Source organism: Hyphomicrobium sp. CS1GBMeth3 (assembly GCF_900117455.1).
Taxonomy (GTDB): Bacteria; Pseudomonadota; Alphaproteobacteria; order Rhizobiales; family Hyphomicrobiaceae; genus Hyphomicrobium_C.
Genome location: NZ_FPHO01000003.1, coordinates 814,144 through 839,226, shown reverse-complemented (window position 1 = coordinate 839,226; position 25,083 = coordinate 814,144). Strand labels below are relative to the sequence as shown.

Here is a 25,083-nt window from a genome sequence, read left to right as displayed (position 1 = left end):
GTAAGGTTATTCATCGAAGACGGCGAACGGGTTCTGGCACGCTACTGGACCCTCTCTCAGGCCCTCGTAGACCACGGTTTCGGCGCGCGGATCGTCGAGGTTGAAGAAGTTCGAGCGCAGGAGAAAATCGGAGACTGCTTTTCGCTCGAAGGCGTCCACCTTCTCGCGAAGTCCGTTCGATAGGGCTGCCATGTCGGCGCCCATCGACAGGCTTGCCGCGTAGATCCTGTAGTTGGGGTTGCTTCCGATCTCACGCAGCTTCTCGGACGAGAAGCTTGTGAGGCCCTTTGGATCGATGCGGACGCCCGGCAGGTGGCGTGTGATGATGGTTTCGATCCAACCGCGGATTGTGCCTTCGCTGGTTGCTACGTAAATCCCTCCGAGTGCCGTCGTTCCCAGAAGCGCCGTTCCTCCAATCAAGACGTTGCGTCGATCCATCGTCAGCACCTCGCACTTCTTAGGCTGAGCGTGTCAGCAGGTCGGCAGCCCGCAACGACAGCGCGGCAACGGTCAGGCTCGGATTGGCGGGCGGGCACGTCGGGAAGACGGCGCTGCCGACCACGATCAGATTTCTGATGCCATGATGGACAAGGCCGGGATCGACGATCGATCGCTGCCGGTCGGTACCCATGGGCAACGAGCATTGGATATGAGATTCCGTCGGTCGCTCGCCTCGGAAGATGATGCGTTCAACGGGGAGGGGTGTAAGGATCCGTTCGAGCGAATCCAGAACGGCCTTTTGTCCACGCTCGGCATAGTCGGAAAATGTGCCGTGGTTGACGGACGCTCTGCGGTTTACGTCCAACGTGACCGAGTAGGTTTCAAGGGGCATGTTTTCGACCGCGATCGTAAGCGGCAGCGTTTGGCGCCATCGACCGTATTCCTTGCGCAGGCCGTGGCTCCAGCGATTCTCGAAATACACCAGAGCGGCGCCGCGGTCTTTCCGGAACTCTCCGTCGTAGAGGCTGAAGTTCAGACCGGTCGTGATGGTGCTGCCGTCGAAGTTGTCTAAACCGTCGAGCAAAACCTCGACCTCGAATCCGAGCTGCTCAGTGACGCCGACACCCGCCTTGCCTTCATCGATCTTGGAGCGAAGGAGAATGGCGGGGCTCTGAATGCCGTTGGCGCCGAGGACGGTCAGATCGCCGTCGACTGTCTCTTCTCGACCGTCTTTGGCATAGCGCACACCGGTCGCGACACCGGCGCTGTGATCGATCTCCATCACCTGGGCCCCGAAGACCCATTCGATCTTCGGGTGGGACAAAAGGTGCTTGAAGCCGTTCAGCGCGGTGAACTTTGCGTCAACCGGGCACAGATTGCACCGGGCGGTGGCACAACAGCGCGACCTGTCGTCCGTCGCGACGCGCGCCCGTGCCGTGGCGATGGGTACGTGCTTATCAGGCTGCGCGTTCATCATGACGCGGTCGACGGAGCTCACACGGTGTGCCGGCTGCGGAAACGGTGCCGAACGCGGCATGATCTGGGCCATCTCCTCGGCGCCGGAGATGTTCATGATCGTCTCGGCTTCGAGGTAGTACCTCTCCAGGTCATCATAGGAGACGGGCCAATCGCGGCCGACCCCGTATTTCGTGAATAGAGAGAAGTCATTGGGATGCAGGCGCGGGCTCTGGCCGAACCAGCAATTGGTGCCGCCGCCAAGGCCGATCGTATAGTTCCAGGGTTTTTGGTCCGGAACCTGCACGTGCGCGTCGGCAGGTGCGATGGGCGAGTTGCGGTTGTTGCTGACTTGCCACTCGTGGGAATTCGCCGATCCCCACTCGAGCACAATGGCGCGCGCCTTGGGTCGGGCCTTCAGGAACCTGTCTAGGAAGAACAGGGCTCCGAATCCGGAGCCGATCACGATGAGATCGTACGTCTCGCGGGAGCTCGTTTGCATTCAGCAGCAACACCAGCTTGCGCTCTCGCGAGCGTTAGAAGGACAGCAACACTTGTTGTGATGTTGTGAGCGGGAACGCCGGCAGATTTGTGGAGGTTCCATGCCCCCCACGCGGTGCGGGCGTATGCCAAACGAAACGTAAAAAGAAAGAGCTCTCGATGTGCTCGATGCATCGATATCCGTGATCATGTTGGCGCGCCTCGATCATGAGCTGCGCAAAGAGGTGGAACGATTACGCCTCACGATGGTTTCCTGTCGCCACAACACCGTTCAGTCCATGCCCGAGCGCATTGGTCTGCAGAACCCCGGAATAATCATTACATGTTGATCGATGCGCGCTCGTTGCCGGACGGTGCCAAGCTTTATACTGATGTCTGCATCGTTGGCGGTGGGATAGCCGGCATAACGCTCGCGCGCACGCTCGAAAGGCGAGGGATCGCGAGCATTTTGCTCGAAGCGGGGGGACTTAAGTTCTCCGGCCGGTCGCATTACGAGGGCGAGGTCTCGGGTCTCGCTTATGATCTTGCGGCCTCGCGGACACGACAGCTCGGCGGAAGCTCCAACTGCTGGTGGGGATGGTGCACCCCGTTTTCGGAAATGGACTTCCGCAAGCGGTCGTGGGTTCCGAACAGTGGCTGGCCGATCGCATCAGCCGACCTCGAACCTTACTATCCTGCTGCGGCAGAGATGCTGCAGATCGACGCATTCGATGGCACGGGAGGGCAGCGGCATGCGGCGGCCGTACCTGCGGCCCTCACGTCCGGTGACCTCGCAGCTTGGATCAGCCACCTCAGCCCGCCGACGCGTTTCAACGATGCGTATCTGGCGATGTTGCGGGCGAGCCCGCTCATCAAGCTGTTCCTCAATGCGCCGGTGGTCGAAATTCTGACGTCTGATCCGCCGACGCTTGCGCGTGGCGTACGTATCAAGGCAGACGGCCAAGATCGCGTTGTCGAGGCGCGCATCGTTGTGCTCGCGGCGGGCGGTATCGAGAACCCACGGCTGATGCTGGCGTCGAATGCGGTGGAAGCGGCCGGTGTCGGCAATCAGCATGACACCGTAGGCCGTTACTTCATGGACCATCCGCGGCTCCGGATCGGGCACGTTCGGTTGAAGGAGCCGGAACGCGTCCGGCGCCTCTTTGACGTGCGCTACTATTACGGCAACCGCTCGCTGCGTGAGCGGGTAGCAGGAAGTATCGGACTGTCCGACGCATTGCAGGAGCGGGGCCAGCTCCTGCAATGCTTTTCCGGCCTCATGGCGTCCTATATCGGAGAGGAAGCGCCGGGCGTCGATATCGCAAAGACGGTCTACAAGGCGGTTATGCTGCCGCAAAGTCCGCCACTGGCGGCGCGCTCGCTTTTGAGTGTGGTTTCGGCTTTGCCAGCCGCGTCGTTTGCGTACGCTGCGTCGCTGACACGTTCCACGGCGCTGGTGCGGCATTTTGAAATCCAGTCAGCGCTCGAACCTGTTCCGGATCGGGACAACCGCGTGACGCTTTCCGAGCGGCGGGACGAATTGGGCATGAGTCGGCCACGGCTCAGCTGGCGGATCGGCGAGGCGGAGAAGCGCACGCATCTGGCCGCGCTCAACGCCATCAAGAGTGCGATCGAGGGGCATGGGCTCGGCAGCGTGGAGATCCGGGGCGACGATATGGGCGCAGAATGGGAAACGCTCGTTCTGCCGTCCAATCATCACATGGGCACCACGCGTATGAGCGAAAACGCGCGCGAGGGTGTGGTGGATGCCGATTGCCGCGTGCATGGCTACGGGAATCTTTTTGTTGCCGGCAGCTCGGTGTTTCCAACCGGGGCCGGGCAGCCGCCGACGTTCACGATCGTCGCTCTCGCGTTGCGGCTCGCAGACACGGTGGCCGCATCTTTGCGGACATAAGTCTCGGTTTCTCGGTTCAGCCGCTTGGAATGCGTTGCGCGTACTCGGCGAGGATCTCGGTCTGCTTTCGCGCCTTTCCGTCTTTCGTCGGCTCGAGGTTGAAGAAGTAGTCCTGAGGCCACCAGGATCCTCCTGCCCACGCCGTCCATCCGATCCAGACGTCGGCGTTGTCCTCGAGCGTCTGGCAGAGATCGCGCAGAGCGGCGAGCGATAGCTCGTTGTCGGCGGCACCGAACTCGCCGAGGAATCCCTTGACGCCGTTGTCGCGCGCCCAGCTCTGGAAAGCGCGGATGCGCTGCGAGCCGATCGTTGCGCTCATGGCGTCGGGGGTCGTGCCGGACGAGTCGCGGTCGAGATACTGGTGGACCTCAAATGCGAGGTTGGCGGCGGGATCGACAATTTTACCCATTGCGACGTTGCCGGATGAGAGCCAGGAGTGCGCGCCGGTAAAATCGATGCCCGGCACCAGGATCAGGTTGGAGGCCCCGGCATCGCGTATGCTCGCCACTGCGGCCTGGGCGGCGGCGAACCACGGATCTATAGCAATTCCGGCGGGTTCGTTCATCAGCCCGAAGATGACGCGCGGGTTGTTCTTGTATGTTTCGGCGAGGCGGTGCCAGAGGTCGGCAAATGCGTCTGTCGGTACCGCGCTGGTGCCGATGAAGGGGCGGGTTTTCCAGTTGTCGTCGGCGATGCGCCGGCGCGCATAATTGTGCGGATCGAGGATAACCGATTGCCCTTTTGCGCCAGCGCGCGAGACGACGGCCTCGAGGCGAGCGAGCTCCTCAGCGGCAAGTGGCGCGCCCAGCGTCGGCTGCAAGCGCTCCCAGAGGAATGGAAGGCGGATGACGTTGAAGCCGAGCCCGGCATAGTAGTCGATGTTTGCGGGCTGCGGGTATGTGTAGTCGTATTCGTAGCGTCCGGGCACCTTGCCGAACTCGGCGCCTGCGAGATTAACGCCGGCGAAGGCGAGCTTTGGCTTTTCTGGCGTCTGCTCTGCGCGCACTGCTAGACCGGCGCTGCCAAGCGTAAGCGCCAAACCGCCGCGGAGCACCGCGCGCCGTGTCGTCTCATGCGCCATGCGGATCTCCTCTTATCTGGGACGTGTCCGCGGTGTGCGCGAGCGGGGCCGTGTAGCCGAGCATGGAACCGACAAAGCACGTATAGCGATGGCGGGCACCGGCCAAGTCCCCCTTGGCCATGCGCAGGCAGCCGCCGATGACGGTGCGGACATTGCGGGCCAGAAACAGCGACGGGCCGAGATTGTGCAGACGCGCGACGCGTCCGAAGCCGATGGAGTAGGCGCGCACCCGCTCGAGCGTCTCGTTGACCTGATCGTGACGGATGGTGAAGTCGCGGTCGTAGTAGCCGTGGAGACGGTGCTCGAGAGCCCGCAGGAGGAAGTCGCTTTCCTCTCCGGCCTGGAACGGCGTGCTAGCGCCGACGCCAAGTGTCTCATCGAATCCCCGGATGGCGGCGACCACGGCGCTGCGAACGAAGATCGTGTTGGAGTTTCCTGTGCCGAAGACGTTGGCGCGCGTGATCGGCTCGCTTATTGGCCAATAGCGATTGAGGCTTTCCGTGCCTCTGGCGTCGATCGTGCGCCCGCATAGAAGGCTGATATCCGGACGAGAGGAGAAGAACGCGCCGACCTTTTGCAGCACGTCGGGATCATACCAGCAGTCGTCATCCGGAAAGCCAATGATGCGTCCCTCTGCAAGGTTCAGCCCGACGTTGCGCCCGCGTGACAGGCCCCGCTCGGAGCGGACATGCCGGATCGGAAGCCCTTTGTGCTCGGCGAGCACGGGATCGAGATAACCGGGCGGGTTCTGATCGACGACGATGATTTCGTGCGGCGGGTGAGCCTGCGTATCGAGGGACGCAAGCAAGCGGCGCAGCGGCTCCGCGCGGCCGAGCGTGCATACCACGAGGGATATCATCTCGCCCATGAGCTTTCCTCCCTGGGAGACAGCATCTTTCTCTCCTCCGTGTCCGAAAGCCTGCGGCTTATTGCGCGTATGGGGGTCGACTGGAGTGAACCCTGGATGAACCAGAGCAAGGCTCCGGTCTTGATGGTCAGGAACGAGTAGCTGACCATCATAGACAACGCCAAATAGAGAGACAGCGCGTGCGTGAAACGTATCTGCTCATCCGTATCTTCTCGCGTGCCGAGCGTGATGTAGGCCCAAAGCATAATGAGCCCGAGCAGGGATTGCGTCGTGATCAGGTACGCTACGCCGGCGTCCATCGCCTTGCCCAAGTACTCGTTGGAGAGCCCCAGGAATTCGGGAATGTCATAGTTGCGCAGAAGCGCGACCGTATGCGCCAATCGGCCGGGGAAATCGTCGTTGCCGGGTTTCAGACCGGTGCCGATGACGACGGCGAATACGAAACCAAGCACGAGCGGCAGATGCAGAACCGCCGTCTGCCGCGGCAGCCAGGTTGCAATGACGCACACAATGATGAGCAGGACGCAAGTCGCGGTCGCGAGTCGCCCGTCGCAGCCGACGAGCATCGCTAGGGTGGTGACGGCGAGATATGCAGAGGCCGCGAATCCGAGCCGCCGGTAGCAGGCGCCGACGAAGGCGGTGATGATGCTGCAGTAATTTCCGAGCGAAACCGGCTCGAGAAAGATCGAGGATAGGCGCGGCGCGTCGACGAAGGAGAAGAACCGTTCGTTGGGCCGCGTTGCGCTGATGAAGAGCTCCGAATCGGTATTGTAAAATTCGTCCAGCTTGTTGCCGCGCGTCGTGATGTAATAGTCCTGAATGCGGAACAAGTCAGAGTACATCTGCGGGGCAAGCGCCTCGATCAAGAGCACGGCGAACACGAGCGTATGCAGGGCGACGATCGTGCGAACCAGGCCGCGATCGTCGAAGGCCATGCCGAGCATCAGGAATACCGGAATCAGCATGACGTCGCGCAAGAGCTTCGGGTCCGGTTGGACCATCAGCAGGCCGCGAAAGACGGCGAACAGCGCCAGCGCCGCGATGATAGCGAGAGACGGCGCCATCTGTGGCCTCCAGGCCAGAAATGCGAGGCCCATGGCGGCAGAGACGAGCGCAGCCTCGGTTCCGATCACGAGTGCCGTCGGCACCGGCATGATGTGTCCGTTGACGAGGGAAAGCCCGGCGTTGAACGCGGTGCTCGCGATCAGGACCAGCGCTGGCAACAAGCGGAAGCGCACGATATCGGGCGGCGCCGAGGTCGCCGGGTAGACGAACACGCTGTCTCTGCCGACCGCCCACATCAGGGTGCAAGTCCGATGCGGCGGTCGCCAAGCACGTGGCGGATGAACAGGAAGCCTCCTACCACATAGCGGGAGAACAACCGGCGCGGCTCGCAGGCCAGCCGATACATCCATTCACAGCGCAGGCGCCGGACCCATGGCGGGGCGCGGGGCACGCGGCCCGATGTGAAATCGAAGAGCGCGCCGACGCCCATCTGCAGGCGCACGCCGGTGGCTGCGCCGCGTTTTGCGATCCACATCTCCTGTAGCGGATTGCCGAGTCCGACCAGAAGCAGGTCTGCTTTCACCTCCTTGATTACGCGACAGAGATCGTCGACCTGGTCCTCGTCGCGGAAATAGCCGTCGCAGGTGCCGATGATCTGATGCTGGGGCCACGTGACGGCGAAGCGGCGCGCTGCTTCGCTCACCACCTCCGGTCGTGCGCCGACGAGAAAGATGCGCAGCCGATGTTTCGTCCGGCTCAGGTAATAGGGCACGAAATCCGTGCCGTTCAGGTTGTCGGGGAAGGACCTGCCGAATTTCAACCTGCTCGCGAAGTCGACGCCGATGCCGTCATTGAGCACCAGGAAGCGGTCCAAGGTGCGACGGAAGGCGGTGTCCCGCTGGGCCAGCGTCAGCGTGTGGGCGTTGGCAAAGGCAACGTGCAGAGGCTGTCCGCGCTCGAATTCAGTGTCGATCTTCTGCACCGCTTCGGAGCGTGTCATGGGCTGGAAGTTGACGCCAAGCAAGGTTCGCCGTTGAATTCCGAGGATTGCTTCGTACGCCTCGCGGAAGCGTTGCTCGGTTCCCTGCCAACCGTAGGGCTCGACCGACGCCATCGCTTTGGTGCGCAGCTCGTCGTAACGGCTCGTTGAAGCCGTGATGGCGGACGCCATTGCGTCCGCGGCTTGCGCTGGATCGGAGAAATCGACGATGTGCCCGACGCCTGCGTCCGAGATGATTTTCTTGAAGCTCGGTATCGGGCTGACGATGGGTACGAGGCCCGCCGAAAGCGCCTCGACCAGCGCAAGGCCGAAGCCCTCGTATTCGGAGGCACTGACGAAGAAGCTGCACTCGCTCAAGGTTCGCGCAATCTCGGCGTCGTTTAGGCCGGTCTTGATCGTGACGGATCCCTCGTGCAGCAGCCGTTCGTACTTGGCGCGCAAGCGGATCAGCGTGCCATCGGCGTCGTTGCCGATGATCTGCAACTCGACTGCTGGAATGCGCGTGCGCAGGATCTCGAACGCGTCGAGTACGTGCTCGAGGCCTTTGTGAGTCGCGATGCGCCCGAAATAGACGAGCGAGGGGCGTGCAACGGGAGATCCGGCGCCGGCGAACTTTCCGATATCGACGCCGTTGTCGATATGTTGCACGCGGTCGGCGGCGATGGCGCGGAACGTGTCCGCGTCGGAGGCGCTGCAGGCGAACACGCGCCGGTAACGTCTGAGCATCGTTCGCGTGACGGTGTTGAAATAGACGCGCTTGAGGTTACGGGCAAAGTCGGTGTGGAAGAAACCGCCGTGCGTTGTCAGCACGAGCGGCTTGCGATGGAACGGCGCCATCAGGGCGAGGTAGTCGCAAAAAAAGTCCACGCCGTGCACGTGGATCAGATCGTATGGCTTCAGGTGTGCGAGCACTTTCGGCGCGATCGGATAGCGTGTCGAGCCGACGTAGGCAATGCGGCGCACAGGAACGCCGTCGACGACATCGCTCGCGGGAAGCTTGTCGCGGGGATTTGAAAACTCGCGGTCGAGTGTCAGAACGTCGGCTTCGATGCCTGCGCGTCGCTGCGCAACGCTCAAGGCATGCACAACCGCCTCGAGGCCGCCCACCGCGGGGTGAAACTGGCGTACGACGTGCAAAACGCGCATTGAGACCCCTTTTCTGATGCCGGTTTCCTTAGGACATGACGTTGCTTCCGAGTGGTGCCTTGTTGATAATCACGCCCACCAATCGCTCGGAAATCACCGTTGATTTAAGCGCGGCACGCGTGGCGGCTGCCGAGGGCGTGCGGCCCCATTCCGTGACCAGAACCAACGCGTCGAAGGCATCGGCCGCTGCCTGCACGTCGGCATGGCCGAGCACATTCGGCAGGTCGCAGACGACGCAGTCGTAAAGATCGCGCGCGGAGGTGATCAACTCGCGCATGGCGGGGGACCCGAGGAGGACAGCCGGATGCTGAGGCGGCTCGGGTGAGCATTCGCCCAAGAGATCGAACCCCAGCTCGTTGCGCGTGACCGAATCCGACAGCTGGGCGCGGCCTTCCAATGGTGGAAGCAGTGTCCCGCGCGGCAAAGCCCTGCCGATGGAGGGGCGGCGAAGGTTGGCGTCGATCAGTAGGACGCGCTTGCCGCTTTCAGCTTCCAGGACCGCGAGGTTGAAGGCAATGGTCGATTTCCCTTCGCCGGGATGGGCCGACACGACACCGATTACACAGGTACTGGGCGGAGAAAGCTCGTTGACGGCAATGCGGATGCCCCGCAAGGCGTCGCCGCGATCGTGCAGCAGCAGAGGCAGCATCTGATGCGATTGTGGGAGAAGGCGGCGCCCCTGCACGACGGGCACGATGCCCAAGGCCGGGACGCCGACATTCTGCTCGATCTGCTCCAGAGACCGGATCGGCCGCGCGACATATTCCTTGCGCACGGCGGCAGCTAAGCCGATCAGGCCTCCAGCGCAGGCACCGAGCAGCAAGGCGAGCGGAACGTTGGGCGTGCTCCACCGCGTCGGTGCGCTGGCCTCGCTGACGAGTTTCGCCTCGGAGACGGGAGACGCGTGCTCATGGACCGACCTCGCGTAGCGTTCGACCAGAGATCGATAAAGGGAGCGATAGGCTTGAGACTGCGTCGTCAGCGCGCGCACCTGGTCGTCGGGGGGCGCTTGATCCGGCTGAGCGGTGTCCTTCAGCTTGTCGATCGCCGCGGAAGCGGCGGCAGACTTCTCGCGAAGCCGCGTGATCTGGCCTTCCAGGCGCGCTCCGGTCTGCTCGATACCGCGCTTCTGGATGTTTGCCCGATAATCGACATAAGCCGCCGCGAGAGCATTGGCGACCCGTGCCGCTTTCTCCGGATCTCCCGACGTGAACGAGACGTCGGCCACGAAGCTTTGGCCGACCCGTTTGATCGAAGTCGCATCTTTGAAGTGCGCGAGGACGGCTTCTTTATCGGGGGATGATGTCGCTGTCTTTTTGCAGGTATTCGTCGTCGTGGTGGCAAAGATCCGTTGGAGCCCGCCATCGACACAGGCAAATTCAGCATCGTTCCAAAGGCCGAGCTTGTCGACGACCGAGCGTGTGAGACCGTCGCCTCTCAGCGTTTCGAGCTGGTTTTCGACCTGACTGTCGAGGAGTGACGTGCCGCCGTTTACGACGCCGACCGAACTCACTCCGAGCAAAAGGTTGGAGGTTGCGGTATAGCGCGGCCGCACGAGCAGAAGCCCCGCCGCGGTCACGGCAAGACCGATGATGATCCAAGACAAGATCGTTGCCTTGCGCCATCGCAGCGCCTCGAGCAGAGGCAACGGCGTTGTTGGGGAGCTACTGAGCTCGCGCACCGCGGTGGTGCGGCGCACAATTCTGCTCATTTCTCCTAAAAATACGGGCCTCGACATGAAACGCGCAACGTGGCCTGGGCGGGTTGGTTCCCGTCTTTGTTGCGTGTGCGAAGCCCGCGTTGCGCAACGGCGATTAGTTTAGCCCACAAATCCGGTTAGCACGCTTCTGCGCTGCGGCGAAACAGCTCACATTTGACTCCTTCAAGCATTGGAACTTTTCAGCTCGCCGCCACCTTATTGAGCCCATAGTGCGACGCAACATCGGCGTGCGCACCCAGCCGACGTATGTTCAGCGGCAGAAAGAGGGGTCTCATGTCTGTGTTGAGTATCGCCAAGCGCAGAATGTATTCCGGACTGCAGAGCTTCCGGCCGTCACCTACCCCCACCGGCACCATCACTTTTGATGCTTCAATTCCAGAGGCGAGCGTTGGCATCGCGCACGCGATCAAGCGCGCGACGGATATCTTCGTTTCGTCGGCGCTGTTGCTCGCGTTGTCGCCCGTGCTGGCCGCGGTCGCGCTTGCGATCAAGCTGACCTCGTCGGGGCCGATATTTTTTCGGCAGCAGCGCTACGGACTGAACAGCGATCTTTTTCCCATCCTCAAGTTCCGCACGATGTATGTCGGCGACATGGACGTGACCGGTGTCAAACAAACGCGGGATGCCGATCCGCGTGTGACGCCGCTCGGGCGTTTCCTGCGGCGCACGAACCTGGATGAGCTTCCGCAGCTTATCAATGTGCTGCGGGGAGATATGTCCCTGGTGGGCCCGCGCCCCCACGTGCCGGGCATGCTGGCGGGCGGCATGCCGTACGAAATGCTGGTGCCGACCTACTTCGAGCGTCACCGCATGCGGCCAGGCATGACGGGGCTTGCGCAAATCAACGAGCTCCGGGGAAGCACGACTGACGCCAAGTTCGCGCGGGCGCGCATCGCGTACGATATCGCCTACACCGAGAACTGGTCGCTGCTTCTCGACCTTCGCATCTTGTGGACCACGTTTCGGACTGAAGTACTGCGCGGCACCGGAAACTGATCGGACACACAACAACGGAGCCCGGATCCGGGCCGCGGAGGTCTCGATGCACTATCGATCCGTTGCCGATCTCAATGACGACATCATCTCGGGTCTGCCACTTCTTCCCCCGGATGTGGACCTCGTCATCGGCATTCCGAGAAGCGGCTTGCTTGCCGGCACGCTGCTCGCGCTTGCCCTCAACGTGCCGGCGACGGACGTCGAAGGGTTTCTCGCAGGGCGCATTCTTTCGACGGGCAGGACGCGTCGCCGTGAGTTGTTCGATTCCGATCCTCGGCGGGCGCGGCGCGTACTTGTGGTCGATGACAGCGCCGACACGGGGCAGTCGGTACGCGACGCAAGGGCCCGGCTCACGTCTGAACACCCCGGCGTGGCCTTCAGCTTCTGTGTCGTCTACGGCACGGCGCCTGAGTGCGACGGGGTCGACATCACGCTCAAGGTGGTGCCGCAGCCGCGCCTGTTCCAATGGAACGTCATGCACCACAACATGCTGGCGCGTTGCTGCGTCGACATCGATGGCGTGCTGTGCTCCGACCCGAGCGATGATGAGAACGACGACGGCGAGCGCTACCTGAAGTTCCTTCTCAATGCGCCGCCGTTTCACACGCCGACTCGGCGTATCGGCTGGCTGGTGACGAGCCGGCTTGAGAAGTACCGCAAGGAAACCGAGGCGTGGCTCGCGAAACGCGGCATCGAGTACGGCGAGCTACATATGCTCGATCTTCCGTCGCGGGAAGCGCGTCTCAAGGCGGGCAGCCACGGATCCTTCAAGGCGGAGGTCTATAGCCGCACGACGGGTGCGCTGCTTTTCATCGAGAGTGAGCGGGAGCAGGCGCGTGAGATCTGCCGTCTTGCCGGAAAGCCGGTGCTATCTCTGGGTTCGCAGGAGTTGTTCACGCCTGAACCGCTGTCTCCGCTGGCCCTCGCGCAACGCGTTCGCACACTACCCGCGCGGTATCGAGCGGAGCCCGGCTCGCCGACGTCGCTCGCGCGGCAGGTCGTCGGCAGTGCGCTGCGCTCCACTGTCAGTCCCAAAGTCTATGATGCGCTCAGAACGCTGAGCCGCCGCGGCCAAGCGAGGCCCGGCGGCCGCGCGTGAAGCAGAGCCAACCCGAAGCGCCCGGAGCGGGCGCACTCCCCGATCCCGTTTCGAACGGCTCGCGGGGCGAGACGGCGCGCAATGTCTTCGTCATGGGCGCGGCGCAGGCGTGGCGCGTCGGCATCGGCTTCGCATTCACCGTTGTCTCGGCGAGGCTTCTGGCGCCGTCGGATTTCGGCCTCATCGCAATGGTGATGACGGTAACGGCACTGGTGACGATGATCCAGGATCTCGGCGCCACGCAAGCCGTCGTGCAACGGGACAAGATTACGCAAGGGCAGTTGAATGCCCTGTTCTGGATCGCGGTTGGTCTTGGTGTCGCGCTGGCGGCGCTGCTCGCCCTCAGTGGTCCGGCGGTGGCGCGCTTTTTCGGAGATCAGAGGCTCGAAGGCCTCATGGCGGCATTCGCGGTGCCGATTATCGCCACAGGCATTCAGGCCGTGCCGTTCGCGCTTCTCAATCGCCATATGCGCTTTGGGCGGCTTGCGCTCGTCGATGCGGTGGCGGCTGGCGCCAGTTTCGTGGTGGGCGTTGTGCTTGCCTGGCAGTTCGAGAGCTACTGGGCGCTTTATGCGGCAGCCTGTGCCTCATCGCTGGTGATGCTGGTCGGCTGCTGGGTCGGCAGCGGGTTTCGTCCCGGAAAGGCGACGTTCGATCGGGAGACGCGGGCCATGGTCGGGTTCGGGTCGGGCGTCACTGGCTTCAATCTCGCCAACTATTTTTCGCGCAACGCCGACAAAGTTCTCATCGGCAAATATTTCGGTGACATCTCGCTCGGATTTTATGATCGGGCGTACCGCTTGTTGCTGTTCCCGCTATCGCAAATCCATGCGCCGATCGGGCGGGTCATGATTCCGCTGCTGTCGCGAAACCTTTCGGATCCGGAGCGGTACAGGCGCTCCTATATGGAGTGCGTATCGATCCTGCTGCTCGCAACGCAGCCAGCCATTCTGTTCGCCACGATCTATGCTGAAGAGGTCTTCCGGCTATTGCTCGGCGAGCGCTGGGTCGCATCGGCGCCGATCTTCGTCTGGCTTGGCATCGCGGGTCTGCATCAGGTGATGACGTCTACCGTCGGCTGGCTCTATATCAGCCAGGGACGCGGCGGCGCTTTCTTTCGATTAGGGCTCTTCGGCGCCGTGACCACCGTTGCAGCGTTCGTTGCGGGTATGCCCTGGGGGCCGGTGGGTGTGGCAGCCGCCTATGCGATTTCGGACTATGTCGTGCGCTTGCCCGTCATCTGGGCGAGTGCAGGACGTGAGGGTCCTGTCAGCGCGCGGGATCTTTATGTGATGGCGGCTCCGCATGCGTTGGCCACGCTGGTGGCAGCCGCCGCGCTCTTCGCGCTCAAGTTTCAGGTCGACGCGGGAAACATTTTCACATGTGGGGCGCTGGCGGTGCTCGGTTATGCCGTCTATCTCGGAGCCTTGATGCTCTTTGCGGAGAAGCGCGCTTATCTTTTCCGGAACGCCGAATTCCTCCGTACGCGCCTTGCTAAGCAGGTGTAACCGCCGTTGCTTCGCGGGTGCGTGGGGCGGATCCGGAGCGCCGCAAGCCGATGGAGCTCCGCAACCGCTGCATGAAATCGAGGGTCTGCTCCATACGGCGGCGGTAGGTCAGGTAATCTTGCGCCGTCGAGCCGTGCCAGAGCATGGCGCCTATCTGGCGAAACCGGCGCGGCTCCCGTTTCAACGCGTAGCGGCATAGCTTTCGGAAGGACCGGCGCTTGTGCCGATTGTGGCAGAGATCGGCAAACGTCAGAGCGAGGCTCGTGCGATCGCCGCGGAACTCGCGGCCCCGGCGAATATGCGACTTCCAGATGTGCAGGTGGCCGGATTGTCGTTTCCGGCCGTCGGTCGAGATGCAGTCGCGCGTGTTCAGGCGGTAGAACACATGCGCGGGTTTTGAGATCGCGATGCGTCCGGTTTCGGCCATGCGTAGCCAGACGTCCCAGTCCTGGCAGGACTTCAGGTGCTCGTCGAAGCCGCCGATGGCGAGAAAAGGTTCGCGGCGCGCGGTCATGCAGGAGCAGGTGCCGAGGAAGTTCTCGGTGCGGAGCTTGGTTGCGACATCGGCGACGAACTCCTTCGCGGTGGAGGAGGCGCCTGCCCGACCGTCGATGACGAGGCGGTGGTTGGCGGCCACGGCGACGATATCACTTCGCTCGGAGGCAATGAGAGTGCTTTCGGCGGCGAGCTTCTCCGGGTGCCATGTGTCGTCGCTGTCGAGGAACGCGATCCATTCGGCCGTTGCAGCGCGCGCGCCGCGGTTTCGCGAGGCGGTGGCACCCATGTTACGCTCATTGACGAGCACCTTGATCAACGGATGATCCATCTCCGTCAGGCGGCGCACGGTATCGTCGGTCGAGCCATCGTCGACGACGATGATCTCTTTAGCGGGATGCGTCTGCCGCAGCACGCTGGAGATTGCTTCGTCGATGGTGTCCGCGCGGTTGAAGGTCGGAATGATGACCGCGAAGTCTATGCCGTCCTGGCCGATTGCTTTCTGCATGGTTCACCCGCCATGTTGTCCGCGTTACGCCGGAGACCGAGGCCTCATTGAGAGCCGGTATCGGCTTTACTCTGCTTGCTTTCAACGGGCGGCTCATCGCCTAGGATCATCCGCTTCTGGAGCGCGACGTCGACGACGTCTCCCGGCTGCAGCTCCTGGTCCTGATTGGCAACGATCGGCTCCGTCTGCTTGCGATGGATCACGACTTCGGGGTTGGAGCCCTGGCCGCGCACGAGCTGAGAGCGAACCAGGCCGGTGTAAACGAGTTTTTCGCCCACGGCTTTCAGCCTTGCGCGCGTGGTTGCCAGCTTCACGTTGGCATCCTGCAGATCAAGCAAAACATCCCTGCGGCGGTTGTCAGCGAGCTTGTCGAGCCGGGACTGCAATTCGTCGCGGCCCCGCTCGGCGCGCCCCTTTTCCACGATGGTTTGCAGATAGCGGGTCGACGAAAAGAGGATCGTGCGGCGAGCGTCTACGACGCGGGTGATGGGAAGTGTCTGTTTGTCGAACAAGCCCTTCACGCGTGTGTACTCGCCAATATCGGCATCGACGCCTTCCTTTTCGCGCTTCTGCTGGTCCGCGAGGATGACGATACGATGGTCCTCCTTCTTCAATGCGTCCTCGAGATATTGGTGGTCTTTCCGATAGACGGCGTTGCGGGCGGCAAGCTGCTTCTCCTCGATCTCGACGATTCTTTTGGCGAGCGACGGAGGAATGGGCGTGTCCTGCAATGCCTTGCGGTCAATGGCGTCGGCGTTCTGCAGCTCGGCCTCGAGCCGTTGAATAACCGCCTGCTGCTTGGCGAAGTCCGTCCAGAGCGACTCGTAGTCGCCGTGCAGGTCTGCTTGCTCGAGGAACGGGTTCTGCATGCGGATGTGCATGACGTCATAGCCACCGGCCAGCGCGATGGCTTGGCGAACGGTGAGGCCAGGACGGAACGGCTGCTCGCCGGGTTTCGATACGTCGCCATTGACGTAAATAGGCCGATACTCGGCGACGGTGACGATCACCTCGCCCGGACCGATCATGACGGGGATTTCGCGTCCGTCGTCGCTGCGGCGCCGGTAGACCTTGGTTGCGAGCTCGTCCTGCAGCTTGACGTTCAGCTGCTCGAGCGTCAGGCCAGCGACCTCGATATCGCCGACGAGAGGCAGTGTGACGCGGCCGTCGAGCCGGATCGGCGCGCGTGTTCTCAGATCAGGGGTGGCGACGGTCGAGAACTCGATCGTGTCGCCCGGGGAAAGGCGGTACTCGTCGGCGAAAGCAGGTGTGAGCAAAAGGATGCTGGCGAGCGTTGCCACCACGGTTTGCACGCATCGATGCGTGCGCGATTTGACCGCACTCACCTGCGAAGAAACGGCTGCGTCGGCATGGCGCACCTTATGCAGCTCCGTTTTAAAACGCCGACAAATGCTCTTCGCGTTTACGAAGTCGCGCACCGCTGTTGCGCTTCTGTCACCTCGCCAAAAGCCCATGTTTGCAGGGCAGACCGCGAGAGTGGCTACGATGCGTTGCATCAAAGGCATTCCGAAAACCCCCGTTTCCGTTACTGACTAGGGCCCGTTCTTTTGCAGTGCACGCGTCGAAAACGCTCATAAGGGGGCCTGTGTTCCCCTGGTGCATTCAATGGGTTGGGTCGCGGCCATGGAACGCTAAGCTGTCGAGCGGCGTTAGCGCCGTTGCGATGCAGCACGAGCTTGGTCTTTTGCGGCACGCGCGGATGCCGGATCGGGCGGCTCGCGTGGGCTTCAGGGATAGCCCGTGTATCTTTTGAGCGCCCGAAGTTGGGGGACGCAATGCTTCATGTACCTTCTGATCTCGCCCGTCACGCCATCGAGATCCGTGGCCAGCCTCAACAGGCGCATTGGTCTTTATCCGACATCGTCGATGTCATCCGCTGGCGAAGGCGGCTCATCTTCTGGTCGGTGGTGGCGGTCCTGATCCCGGCCTTGATCTATGTGGCGGTGGCGTCGCCGATGTACACCGCGACGGCGGTGCTGATGACGGATACGAAGCGGTCGCCCGCGTTCGGAACAGCCGGAACACCTGACACCAGTGTCGACATGGTTGTGGTGGACAGTCAGAACGAGACGTTACGCTCGGACAAGATCGCGCTCGCCGTCATCGATAATCTTGGGCTCTGGGAGGATCCGGAATTCGTTCCAGATAGGCCAAGCTTACTGGGCTCTGTATTGGCCTTCGTCAGAGGGAGTGTCCCCAAAAAAACGAGACCTGCAGAGATCAAGCGCCAGATCGCCCTGGGCAACTTCAAGAAGGGGCTTGAGGTGGAGCGTGCGGGCCGCAGTTATGTATCGAATATTTCCTTTACGTCGACCGATCCCGTGAAGTCCGCCCGCATCGCGAACGCCGTGGGCGAGTCCTACATCGTGGACCAGCTCAGCGCCAAGCTGCAGGTGGCGCAACGGTCGAGCGATTGGGTCGAGAGCCGCGTCAACGACCTCAATCAGCGCGCACGTGAGGCGGCCGAGGCACTGGCCGATTTCAGGGCCACGAACAATGTTGGCGGGGCATCGCCTGCGGCGGCCAGCGGATCTTTGGCCAATTCCGTGTCGGTTATTCGTTTGCGGGAGCTTGAATCCGCGGCGCAGAGCGCACGAACGACATATGAAACCTTCCTCAACCGCTATACGCAGAGCATCCAGATCCAGCAGCAGGCGCTGCCGGTGACGGAAGCGCGCGTGTTGGCGGAGGCCATGCCGCCACTGTCGAAGACCAAGCCCAAGACGCCCTTGATTCTTGCGCTCGCGTTGGTGGCCGGCGGTACGCTCGGCATGGTGGGGGCGTTCGCCCGCGAGTATGGGGAGAGACTGGTGCGGTCTCCGCGGCAGCTTGAGCGGGAACTGCGCGTGCGCGTTCTTGGCGCGATTCCTCGCGTTGTTCGGTCATTGCTCTCGCGTGGTGGACTGCTCACGCTGTTCGCTCAGCCTGCAAGTCGTGCTGGAAAAAGTGGACCGCTCTCTATTGCGGGAGAGGGGCTTAGAGGCATCAAAGTGGCGCTCGAGCGTAGCGTGAGTGAGCAAGGCCGGGTGATCGGCATTACCTCGCCGCGTGCCGGAGTGGGTAAAACGACGCTCGCCTACAATCTCGCTCTGCTTTCGGCGCAGGCGGGTGGACGGACGTTGCTGATCGACGGCGATCTCCGAAAGGCGACCTTGACGCGCAATCTGGCATCCAAATCTCCCGATGGCCTGTCCTCGCTCATATCCGGGCAGGCGGACATCGGGGAGTGCATTGTCGAGCACCGGCCGCTGCTGCATGTTCTCGGGGAGTCCTCCGCGGCGGCTGTTGCGCATCCGGCCGAGGTGCTCGGCTCGGCGGCAATGGCCGTTACGATGTCTCGCCTGAGAGAAGTCTACGACTACATCTTTATCGATCTGCCGCCGCTCCTGGATTGCGTCGACGTCCGGGCGTCGGCACCGACCATCGGGCTTTTCGTCGTCGTGACCGAGTGGGGAAAAACTCCGATCGAGGATGTGGACCGGGCGCTTGCGAGTTGCGACATGGTCGTCGAGCGGTTGCTCGGCGTGGTGGTGAACAAGGTGGAGCCGTCGGAGTTCGGACGCCGCCACTAGATTGCGCGTCGCAACCTCATGTCGCCCTGGCCGGCTGTGCTTGCCCTGTGCGTTCGCGTAGGATGTCGGCCAGGAAGGTCTCGAGCGAGCTGCCAAGCCGCTCGGGGCTGTAATCGCGGGTCCGCTTCAAGGCTCCTCTCTGAAGCTCGGCGAGCAAAGACCTGTCGCGCTCGATGCGGTTCAGGCACTCTGCGAGTGCCTCAGCGTCCCCGGCCGGGTATGTCAGGCCGTTCTTGCCGTCTTCGACGATTTCTGGAAGCGCGCCCGAGCGCGCGGCGATCACGGCTACGCCGTGCGAGAAGGCTTCGATGCAGACACGGCCGAACGGCTCGCCCCAGAGCGACGGCACGACGAGAACGTCGATCTCCGGGTAGAATGCTTTCGGATCGACCCAGCCCAAAGACTGACAGCGACCGTTCGGAAAGATGGTGTGCACGTGCTCGGCGTAAGACGAGGGACCGCTGCCTGCGATCAAATAGCGGAGCGGCGCCTGCTCTCCGAGGCGGGCCGCCGCGCGGGCGAGGGTTTCGACACCTTTGTTGGGTGTGACGACGCCGATGTAGCCGACCTTGATCGTGTCTCTGAGGGGGCGGGGCGCTTCTTTTATGGGCCAGTCGGTCGCAGCGGGAATGACCTTCTGCTTTGCCTTTGCGAAGTAGCCAGCTTCGGCGTGCCGATCGAGCATATGGCGCGATTCCGCGATCACGCCGTCAACCAGGTGAGAGTGCAGCCGCTTCCCTGTCGATGCATAGCGGCACGACCGACATTGACGCGGACAGTTCACGCCGTCGCGAAACATCGAGCCGCGCCAGCATAACAGGAAATAGCTTTGCACCGCATGAACCGTCGGAATGCCGAGGGTGCGTGCCGCGAGCCAAGTTGCGACGTTGATATTCTCACAACTGATCGTCATTACGATGTCGGGCTTGGCGGCTGAGATGGCGTGGCGCATACGGACAAGCGCACGCGGATTGCCGTTCTCGAGCAGATGCCAGGCAACCTTCTTGTAGAGGGGGTTCTCTTTCCAGTAGTCCCAATAGACGTTCGGGGAGCGCAGGGTGCGGATGTCGATTCCGTCGCGCACCTCGTGCGTTTCTTCGTCGGCGACAGTGATGACACGAACGTCGTGGCCCTGGGCGTGGAGGGCGCGCGCGATGCTTTCCGAGGCGGCGGGGCCGCCGCCTTTGCCCTGCGGGGGGTACGCCGCGCACGCCAGCACAATGCGCATGCGAAGCGCGGCTTCGCTCGCATTTCGTTGCTCGCTCAGAAGAGCCAAATAACGCGTCCCCTCTCGGACCTTCACACCGACAGGGGTAACGTTATGGGGTCGGACTTGTTCCCCCCGGCCTCGGTTGCCAGAGCTACTGCAGGGCCGCCCTAATGGCGTCGAGCCCGTCGGTTAGAGCCGCGGGGCCTGGCTGCAGAATCAGGGGGGATTTAATCTCCACGATGCGGCCGGTTTTGATGGCCGGGATCTCGCCCCAGCCCTCGCGTGTGCCGAAGCTCTCAACGCGGACTTTCTTGCCGCACCATGAGGCGAGCACGACGTCGGGGCGGCGCTCAATGACCTGCTCGGAGGTGACGATGCGCTCTTTTGCCTCCGGTTTTTTACTTAGGTCGGCGAAGATATCGGTGCCGCCGGCAATTTCGATCAGCTCCGAGACCCAGCCGATGCCGGAGATCATCGGGCTGTCCCATTCCTCGAAGTAGACGCGCGGACGTATCGTGTGCCCACGGGTCTCCGCCGCGATTCCGGCGAGGCGCGCCTCGAGGTCGCGAGCCAGAGCGCCGGCTTTCTCGCTGCAGCCGATCAGGGCGCCGAGCGTGCGGATCATGGCGAAGATGCCGGCGAGATCGCGTTGGTTGAACAGATAAACGGAGAGGCCTGCGCGCGCGAGCTCGGGGATGATCGGCCCCTGGATGTCGGAGAAGGCCAGCACGAGGTCTGGCTTCAGCGCGGCGATGCGCGCCACGTCGGCCGACGTGAAGGACGAGACGCGCGGCTTTTCCTTGCGCACGCGCGGCGGGCGAACCGCATAGCCGGAGACGCCGACGATGCGGTCCTCCTCGCCGAGGAGATAGAGTGTTTCGACCGTCTCCTCGGTGAGGCAGACGAGGCGCTGGGCCGGATAGCGCCGCAAGTGGCTTATGCCGAGGCGGTCGCCGCGTTCTGCGCCGGCTTCACCAGCGCGAGGGCGACCGCGATGCGGTGAATCACCAGGAAGGCGATGTAAGCCACGGCGTTGATGGCGAGCACCTCGCCGACGACGGCAAGCGAGAACGAGTCACCGGCATAGGACGTGGCAACGCCGAAGGCGTAAAGCGCGAACTGGTAGACGGCGAATGCAGCTGCGAACGCCGCGACGATGCCGGGCAGCGTCGATCCCAGGCGGGGCACGATGGTCGTTGCGGCCAGATAGCCGAACAGGGAGGCAGCGCCGATAGCCGCGCCCCAGGTGTAGGTGTCGGCGGTGTGCGGGTAGCTCAGCAGCAGGAAGCCGACGGCCTGGTTGATTAGCCAGGCCGCGATCACGAGGATCAGGCCCTCGGTGCGGTTCAGGGTCAGAGCGGCGAGTGCAGCAACGGCTGCAAACGGCGCGACGCAGGCAAAGCCGTAGCTTCCAATCACCGTCAATCCGGCGATCAGCGCGATCCAAAGGCCGGATCCTGCGGTTGCCGATGTGGGGTTGGTCGCTGTTGCAGCTCTGTCAGTCATTTTGCGTATTCCCTGTCCGTTCCGGTGCTGCCGGATGCTTTCCGACCTACGGATAGTCCACTCCGGAGACGTGTCAATGTAATTCCGGCAGAGGGCGACTTTCGGCTTTCAAACAGGCGAAAACATCATGCTGCGCGGACCGCTCGGGCCGCAGCGAGCCAGCCCTTGATGCGCTCGATATCCGGCGGGGCCCCGTCGCGCAGGATGCGCTTGCCCGCGGAGGTCGTGGCGAAGGCCAGGACGTCGGCCGAAAGCTTGACCTCGTCGGCTTCCGCAAGGCTCCCGGCCGTGCGATAGCCTGACCCGGCCAGCAACTCGGCATGCGTGCAGCGGACGCCCGGCACGTCGAGCATGAGACGGCATTGGTCTTGCCACAGCGTTATGGTCTCGGCTGTTACGTTGCGCAGTGTGAGGCCGTCCGCGATTTTCCCGGGCGTTGCGGCGAGGAAGTCTGCAACTGAGACGACGCCGAGCGGAGCCAGGCGCTGGGCGGTGCGCGGGCCGATGGTGGGTGCGCGCTCGATATTGTCGGCCAGGGCGAGGTAATGCCTGGCTGCCGGAGCAGCGGGCGGTGAAGCGTTCGCGGATGCGCGCAAGGGAACGAGAATGGGCTTCGGCGCGGGAGCAGCGGAGGCAATGACGGCGGCGCGGGCCTTTTCGCGTTCGGCGAGGCGCGGGGCCTCGATCTCCTTGGCATATAGGTCGCGCACGACGCGGTCATCTTCGGGCAGCGTTGCCTCTACGCGCCCGGTTGCCGTGAGCTCATCGTACATGGCGCTGACGATGCGCCGGTCCTCGGCATCCGCAAGCCGTTTGGCCAGCGTTTTTGCCGGGATTTTCACTGCAGCGAGGATGGTGTCGAGCGTCAATGACACCTCGGGCGGTTCGCGGCCGCTGTCGGCAAAGGCGCGGTCCAGCACGGCGGCGAAGGCTGCGGCGGCGTGCACGACGAGGCCGCCGAGGATCTTGCGGCTGACGGCATCAAGTCCCGACGGCGGGTCGCTGACACCATTATGCAGATCGTAGTGGGCGATCAGCGTCTCGTAATGCTTGTTGGCTTTTTCAGCGCCCGTCAGCACGAGCTCGCGCAGCCAGGTGTCATCGGTGCTCGTGGTGACGACGTAGGGCGCGCCCTCCGCGAGCCCTTGGGCACGCAGCGCGTCGTAGCTTTTTGAGATCGACCATTCGGCCGCGCGGTGGATGCTGTTTTCCGCGTCCGACTGGCCGGTGTGAAAGGGCTGCACCGGATCAGTGACGTAGTGGGACAGCACGCCTGCGCTCCAGACGGCCTGCTCCCAGTCGCCGCGCGCCAGCGTTTCCGTCAGCTCGCCATACCATTTCCCGGACTTCTCGAGCGCGCCGCCCCAATTTCCGTCGCGGACGTGGAGGACGTGGTTCTTGAAATCCTTGAACTCGTTGTCCGGCGCCTTCGAGCCCTGCATGTAAAGCTCGGCGTGCTTCAGAAAGAGGCGCTGCCAGCGTTCGGTGTTGGGGTTCGTCAGATGACGTAAGGCGTCGAGCGCCAGCTTGTGATGTGTGCCCGTGGCGTGGGCGGCGTAGACGATCCGGAACAGCAGGGACATGTGCTTTCCCTTCCAGGGGCAGGCTGAATTCTCCCATTCCGTTCTTGGGGCGAGTCGCCCGTGGCGGGAAGGCGCGGGGGCGTCGCGGCTGTGCATGAGGCGTCAGAGAAAGGTCAGCAGGCTTCGTAGTGTGTCGTCCGGAGCCTCCTCGGGAAGGAAGTGGCCACAATCTATGGAGTGGCCGGTGACGCTGGATGCGGATTTCTCGCGCCAAGTGCCTAGGACGTCGAAGGACTTTCCGACGACGCCGCGCCCACCCCAGAGGGCGAGCACGGGCATGGTGAGTTTGTGGCCTTCGGCATCGCTTTCGGTGTCGTGGACGAAATCGATGGTGGCGCCGGCCCGGTAGTCCTCGCAGGCGGCGTGGATAGCCGCGGGGTCGAAGAAGGCTTCGACGTAATGGCGCAGGATGGCTTCGTCGAAGGCGCCCTCCGTCCGACACCACGATGCGATGGTGTGGCGCAGATAATAGTTCGTGTTGTTCGCGATCATGCGCTCGGGAAAGTCCGGCGGCTGGATCAGGAAGAACCAGTGATAGTAAGCCGTGGCAAAAGCCTGGTTCGTCGCGGCGTACATCGTCGCCGTGGGGCAGATATCGAGCACCGTCAGGCGCTCGACGGCATCCGGATGATCAAGGGCGAGGCGGTGGGCGACGCGGCCACCGCGGTCATGACCAACGAGGCAAAAGCGCTCGAAGCCGAGCGCGCGCATCAGCGTCACCTGATCGGCGGCCATAGCGCGCTTCGAGTAGGCGGCGTGATCGCCGCCGCCCGGCGGTTTGCTCGAGGCCCCGTAGCCGCGCAGGTCCGCCGCGACAACCGTGAAACGCTCGGCAAGGCGTGGCGCGATCTTTCGCCAGCAGGCGCGCGTTTCGGGATAGCCGTGCAACAGCAGCAGCGGTGGGCCGGATCCGCCGGCAACGGCTGCGATCTCAACGCCGTTGCCCACGGGGACGGTGTGTGATGTAAAGCCTTCGAACATCGGCGGCCTCCCGCCGTTCTTGATAGGCAATACGCGTAGCTGGGGGAAGATCAATGAAGCTTGTACGGTTTGGACCCAAGGGCTCGGAGAAGCCCGGTCTTGTCGATGCGGATGGCAGGATCCGCGATCTCTCTCAGCATGTGCCCGATATCAATGGTGAGACGCTGGCGCCAGACAGCCTGGCGCGGCTCAAGGCTCTCGATCCGGCCTCCCTGCCGCTGGCGCCGGCGGGTGTACGGCTCGGCGCGCCCGTCTCTCGGCCGTGGAGCTTTCTCGCCATCGGCCTCAACTATGCCGATCATGCCAAGGAGGCGGGGCTCGAAGTGCCGTCGGAGCCGGTGATCTTCAACAAGCTCGGCAATACGGTTTCTGGCCCGTTAGACGACGTGATCTATCCCAAGAACTCGAACCGTCTCGATTGGGAGATCGAGCTTGCGTTCGTTATCGGCAAGCGCGCCCGTTACGTCGAGCAGAAAGACGCCATGGACTACGTGGCCGGCTACACGATCTGCAACGACGTCTCGGAGCGACGCTTTCAGATGAAGCGCAACGGCCAGTGGTTCAAGGGCAAGGCCGCGGAGACGCTTGGGCCGCTCGGCCCGTGGCTCGTGACGCCCGACGAGATCTCCGATCCCAGCAATCTCAAGATGTCGCTCAAGGTCAACGGCGAGACCAAGCAGCAGGGCTCGACCGCGACGATGATCTTCTCCATCCCGTATCTCGTCTCCTACATCACAGAGTTCTGCGTGCTCGAGCCCGGCGACGTGGTGACGACGGGCACGCCGCCCGGCGTCGGATCCGTGATGAAGCCGCCGCAGTATCTCGTCGCGGGCGACGTCATGGAGCTCGAGATCGAGGGGCTCGGCCTGCAACGGCAGACGGTTGTGCCGTTCACTGGCTGACGCCGCACAAGGATCGATTGCGAAACGCGCGGTAACGGGTCGCTAACCATAGCGGACAACTCGTGCCGCGCGGCCTCGCTCAGGCAGCTTCA

Annotated in this window: 20 protein-coding genes; 6 read left to right on the top strand and 14 right to left on the bottom strand. The window is 63.0% G+C overall.

All coding sequences use genetic code 11. From position 1 onward, the window contains the following. Window positions 1-6: 6 nt before the first annotated feature. A complete protein-coding gene (locus tag CS1GBM3_RS11175) occupies window positions 7-438 on the bottom strand; it encodes a hypothetical protein (RefSeq protein ID WP_072395376.1) in 432 nt (143 codons plus the stop codon). 19 nt (window positions 439-457) lie between these two features. Then, on the bottom strand, window positions 458-1,897 hold the full coding sequence (locus CS1GBM3_RS11170) for a GMC oxidoreductase (protein WP_072395375.1): 1,440 nt from the start codon (window positions 1,895-1,897) through the stop codon (window positions 458-460). Between the two features lie 321 nt (window positions 1,898-2,218). On the opposite strand from CS1GBM3_RS11170, the gene CS1GBM3_RS11165 reads away from it, so the two are divergent. Next, complete coding sequence (locus CS1GBM3_RS11165) at window positions 2,219-3,790, top strand: FAD-dependent oxidoreductase (protein WP_072395374.1); 1,572 nt, start codon at window positions 2,219-2,221, stop codon at window positions 3,788-3,790. 16 nt (window positions 3,791-3,806) lie between these two features. On the opposite strand, the gene CS1GBM3_RS11160 is transcribed toward CS1GBM3_RS11165, so the two are convergent. From CS1GBM3_RS11160 to CS1GBM3_RS11140, 5 genes are read right to left on the bottom strand one after another with little or no spacing between them, the layout of a single operon-like run. Next, window positions 3,807-4,871, bottom strand: a complete 1,065-nt coding sequence (locus CS1GBM3_RS11160) for a glycoside hydrolase family 5 protein (RefSeq protein ID WP_072395373.1) — start codon at window positions 4,869-4,871, stop codon at window positions 3,807-3,809. Next, window positions 4,861-5,739, bottom strand: a complete 879-nt coding sequence (locus tag CS1GBM3_RS11155) for a glycosyltransferase family 2 protein (RefSeq protein ID WP_083567471.1) — start codon at window positions 5,737-5,739, stop codon at window positions 4,861-4,863. Before CS1GBM3_RS11155 ends, CS1GBM3_RS11160 begins: the two co-directional genes overlap by 11 nt. Continuing rightward, on the bottom strand, window positions 5,727-7,016 hold the full coding sequence (locus tag CS1GBM3_RS11150) for a polysaccharide biosynthesis protein GumE (RefSeq protein ID WP_171946482.1): 1,290 nt from the start codon (window positions 7,014-7,016) through the stop codon (window positions 5,727-5,729). The genes CS1GBM3_RS11155 and CS1GBM3_RS11150 overlap by 13 nt, the downstream gene beginning before the upstream one ends. Before the next feature lie 23 nt (window positions 7,017-7,039). Further along, entirely contained in the window at window positions 7,040-8,890 is a 1,851-nt protein-coding gene (locus tag CS1GBM3_RS11145) for a WecB/TagA/CpsF family glycosyltransferase (RefSeq protein ID WP_072395371.1), read from the bottom strand. Window positions 8,891-8,918: 28 nt separating this feature from the next. Then, window positions 8,919-10,601 (bottom strand): tyrosine-protein kinase domain-containing protein, encoded by a 1,683-nt coding sequence (locus tag CS1GBM3_RS11140; protein WP_072395370.1) that lies wholly within the window; start codon window positions 10,599-10,601, stop codon window positions 8,919-8,921. A 282-nt stretch (window positions 10,602-10,883) separates the two neighbouring features. Between CS1GBM3_RS11140 and CS1GBM3_RS11135 the strand changes: the two genes are divergently transcribed. Genes CS1GBM3_RS11135 through CS1GBM3_RS11125 form a run of 3 tightly spaced genes read left to right on the top strand, consistent with a single transcriptional unit; the run spans window position 10,884 to window position 14,213 of the window. Beyond that, window positions 10,884-11,606 carry a sugar transferase gene (locus CS1GBM3_RS11135; protein ID WP_244534631.1) on the top strand — a complete coding sequence of 241 codons (723 nt, stop codon included), beginning with the start codon at window positions 10,884-10,886 and terminating at the stop codon, window positions 11,604-11,606. A gap of 46 nt (window positions 11,607-11,652) precedes the next feature. Further along, complete coding sequence (locus tag CS1GBM3_RS11130) at window positions 11,653-12,705, top strand: phosphoribosyltransferase family protein (RefSeq protein WP_072395368.1); 1,053 nt, start codon at window positions 11,653-11,655, stop codon at window positions 12,703-12,705. Next, the gene (locus CS1GBM3_RS11125) at window positions 12,702-14,213 is read left to right on the top strand and encodes a lipopolysaccharide biosynthesis protein (protein WP_083567467.1); all 1,512 of its coding nucleotides are present in this window, start codon (window positions 12,702-12,704) and stop codon (window positions 14,211-14,213) included. Before CS1GBM3_RS11130 ends, CS1GBM3_RS11125 begins: the two co-directional genes overlap by 4 nt. Here the strand turns inward: CS1GBM3_RS11125 and CS1GBM3_RS11120 are convergent. Then, window positions 14,200-15,216 carry a glycosyltransferase family 2 protein gene (locus tag CS1GBM3_RS11120; RefSeq protein ID WP_072395366.1) on the bottom strand — a complete coding sequence of 339 codons (1,017 nt, stop codon included), beginning with the start codon at window positions 15,214-15,216 and terminating at the stop codon, window positions 14,200-14,202. The two genes, CS1GBM3_RS11125 and CS1GBM3_RS11120, sit on opposite strands and share 14 nt — an antisense overlap. A gap of 44 nt (window positions 15,217-15,260) precedes the next feature. After that, a complete protein-coding gene (locus tag CS1GBM3_RS11115) occupies window positions 15,261-16,595 on the bottom strand; it encodes a polysaccharide biosynthesis/export family protein (protein WP_171946481.1) in 1,335 nt (444 codons plus the stop codon). A 417-nt stretch (window positions 16,596-17,012) separates the two neighbouring features. On the opposite strand from CS1GBM3_RS11115, the gene CS1GBM3_RS11110 reads away from it, so the two are divergent. After that, window positions 17,013-18,809 carry a polysaccharide biosynthesis tyrosine autokinase gene (locus tag CS1GBM3_RS11110; protein ID WP_072395362.1) on the top strand — a complete coding sequence of 599 codons (1,797 nt, stop codon included), beginning with the start codon at window positions 17,013-17,015 and terminating at the stop codon, window positions 18,807-18,809. 16 nt (window positions 18,810-18,825) lie between these two features. Here the strand turns inward: CS1GBM3_RS11110 and CS1GBM3_RS11105 are convergent, their stop codons facing one another. The 5 genes from CS1GBM3_RS11105 to CS1GBM3_RS11085 form a co-directional block, all read right to left on the bottom strand. Beyond that, on the bottom strand, window positions 18,826-20,037 hold the full coding sequence (locus CS1GBM3_RS11105; protein ID WP_072397433.1) for a glycosyltransferase family 4 protein: 1,212 nt from the start codon (window positions 20,035-20,037) through the stop codon (window positions 18,826-18,828). Between the two features lie 133 nt (window positions 20,038-20,170). Continuing rightward, on the bottom strand, window positions 20,171-20,950 hold the full coding sequence (locus tag CS1GBM3_RS11100) for a cobalamin-binding protein (RefSeq protein WP_072395360.1): 780 nt from the start codon (window positions 20,948-20,950) through the stop codon (window positions 20,171-20,173). 5 nt (window positions 20,951-20,955) lie between these two features. Continuing rightward, window positions 20,956-21,525 carry a hypothetical protein gene (locus tag CS1GBM3_RS11095; protein ID WP_072395358.1) on the bottom strand — a complete coding sequence of 190 codons (570 nt, stop codon included), beginning with the start codon at window positions 21,523-21,525 and terminating at the stop codon, window positions 20,956-20,958. Between the two features lie 125 nt (window positions 21,526-21,650). After that, window positions 21,651-23,108, bottom strand: coding sequence for a DUF4332 domain-containing protein (locus CS1GBM3_RS11090; RefSeq protein WP_072395356.1), 1,458 nt, complete (start codon window positions 23,106-23,108; stop codon window positions 21,651-21,653). A gap of 102 nt (window positions 23,109-23,210) precedes the next feature. Then, on the bottom strand, window positions 23,211-24,089 hold the full coding sequence (locus CS1GBM3_RS11085) for an alpha/beta fold hydrolase (protein WP_072395354.1): 879 nt from the start codon (window positions 24,087-24,089) through the stop codon (window positions 23,211-23,213). Window positions 24,090-24,142: 53 nt separating this feature from the next. Here CS1GBM3_RS11085 and CS1GBM3_RS11080 point away from each other — a divergent pair, with 53 nt between their 5' ends. Continuing rightward, entirely contained in the window at window positions 24,143-24,991 is an 849-nt protein-coding gene (locus tag CS1GBM3_RS11080) for a fumarylacetoacetate hydrolase family protein (RefSeq protein WP_072395353.1), read from the top strand. Window positions 24,992-25,083: the final 92 nt, after the last annotated feature.

Bases quoted from the DNA above. Each gene is read 5' to 3' on its own strand.
- CS1GBM3_RS11095 (WP_072395358.1), bottom strand. From the start codon at position 21,525: ATGACTGACAGAGCTGCAACAGCGACCAACCCCACATCGGCAACCGCA.
- CS1GBM3_RS11155 (WP_083567471.1), bottom strand. From the start codon at position 5,739: ATGGGCGAGATGATATCCCTCGTGGTATGCACGCTCGGCCGCGCGGAG.
- CS1GBM3_RS11135 (WP_244534631.1), top strand. From the start codon at position 10,884: ATGTCTGTGTTGAGTATCGCCAAGCGCAGAATGTATTCCGGACTGCAG.
- CS1GBM3_RS11085 (WP_072395354.1), bottom strand. From the start codon at position 24,089: ATGTTCGAAGGCTTTACATCACACACCGTCCCCGTGGGCAACGGCGTT.
- CS1GBM3_RS11140 (WP_072395370.1), bottom strand. From the start codon at position 10,601: ATGAGCAGAATTGTGCGCCGCACCACCGCGGTGCGCGAGCTCAGTAGC.
- CS1GBM3_RS11165 (WP_072395374.1), top strand. From the start codon at position 2,219: ATGTTGATCGATGCGCGCTCGTTGCCGGACGGTGCCAAGCTTTATACT.
- CS1GBM3_RS11170 (WP_072395375.1), bottom strand. From the start codon at position 1,897: ATGCAAACGAGCTCCCGCGAGACGTACGATCTCATCGTGATCGGCTCC.
- CS1GBM3_RS11145 (WP_072395371.1), bottom strand. From the start codon at position 8,890: ATGCGCGTTTTGCACGTCGTACGCCAGTTTCACCCCGCGGTGGGCGGC.
- CS1GBM3_RS11110 (WP_072395362.1), top strand. From the start codon at position 17,013: ATGCTTCATGTACCTTCTGATCTCGCCCGTCACGCCATCGAGATCCGT.
- CS1GBM3_RS11080 (WP_072395353.1), top strand. From the start codon at position 24,143: ATGAAGCTTGTACGGTTTGGACCCAAGGGCTCGGAGAAGCCCGGTCTT.
- CS1GBM3_RS11090 (WP_072395356.1), bottom strand. From the start codon at position 23,108: ATGTCCCTGCTGTTCCGGATCGTCTACGCCGCCCACGCCACGGGCACA.
- CS1GBM3_RS11105 (WP_072397433.1), bottom strand. From the start codon at position 20,037: ATGCGCATTGTGCTGGCGTGCGCGGCGTACCCCCCGCAGGGCAAAGGC.
- CS1GBM3_RS11130 (WP_072395368.1), top strand. From the start codon at position 11,653: ATGCACTATCGATCCGTTGCCGATCTCAATGACGACATCATCTCGGGT.
- CS1GBM3_RS11175 (WP_072395376.1), bottom strand. From the start codon at position 438: ATGGATCGACGCAACGTCTTGATTGGAGGAACGGCGCTTCTGGGAACG.
- CS1GBM3_RS11120 (WP_072395366.1), bottom strand. From the start codon at position 15,216: ATGCAGAAAGCAATCGGCCAGGACGGCATAGACTTCGCGGTCATCATT.
- CS1GBM3_RS11160 (WP_072395373.1), bottom strand. From the start codon at position 4,871: ATGGCGCATGAGACGACACGGCGCGCGGTGCTCCGCGGCGGTTTGGCG.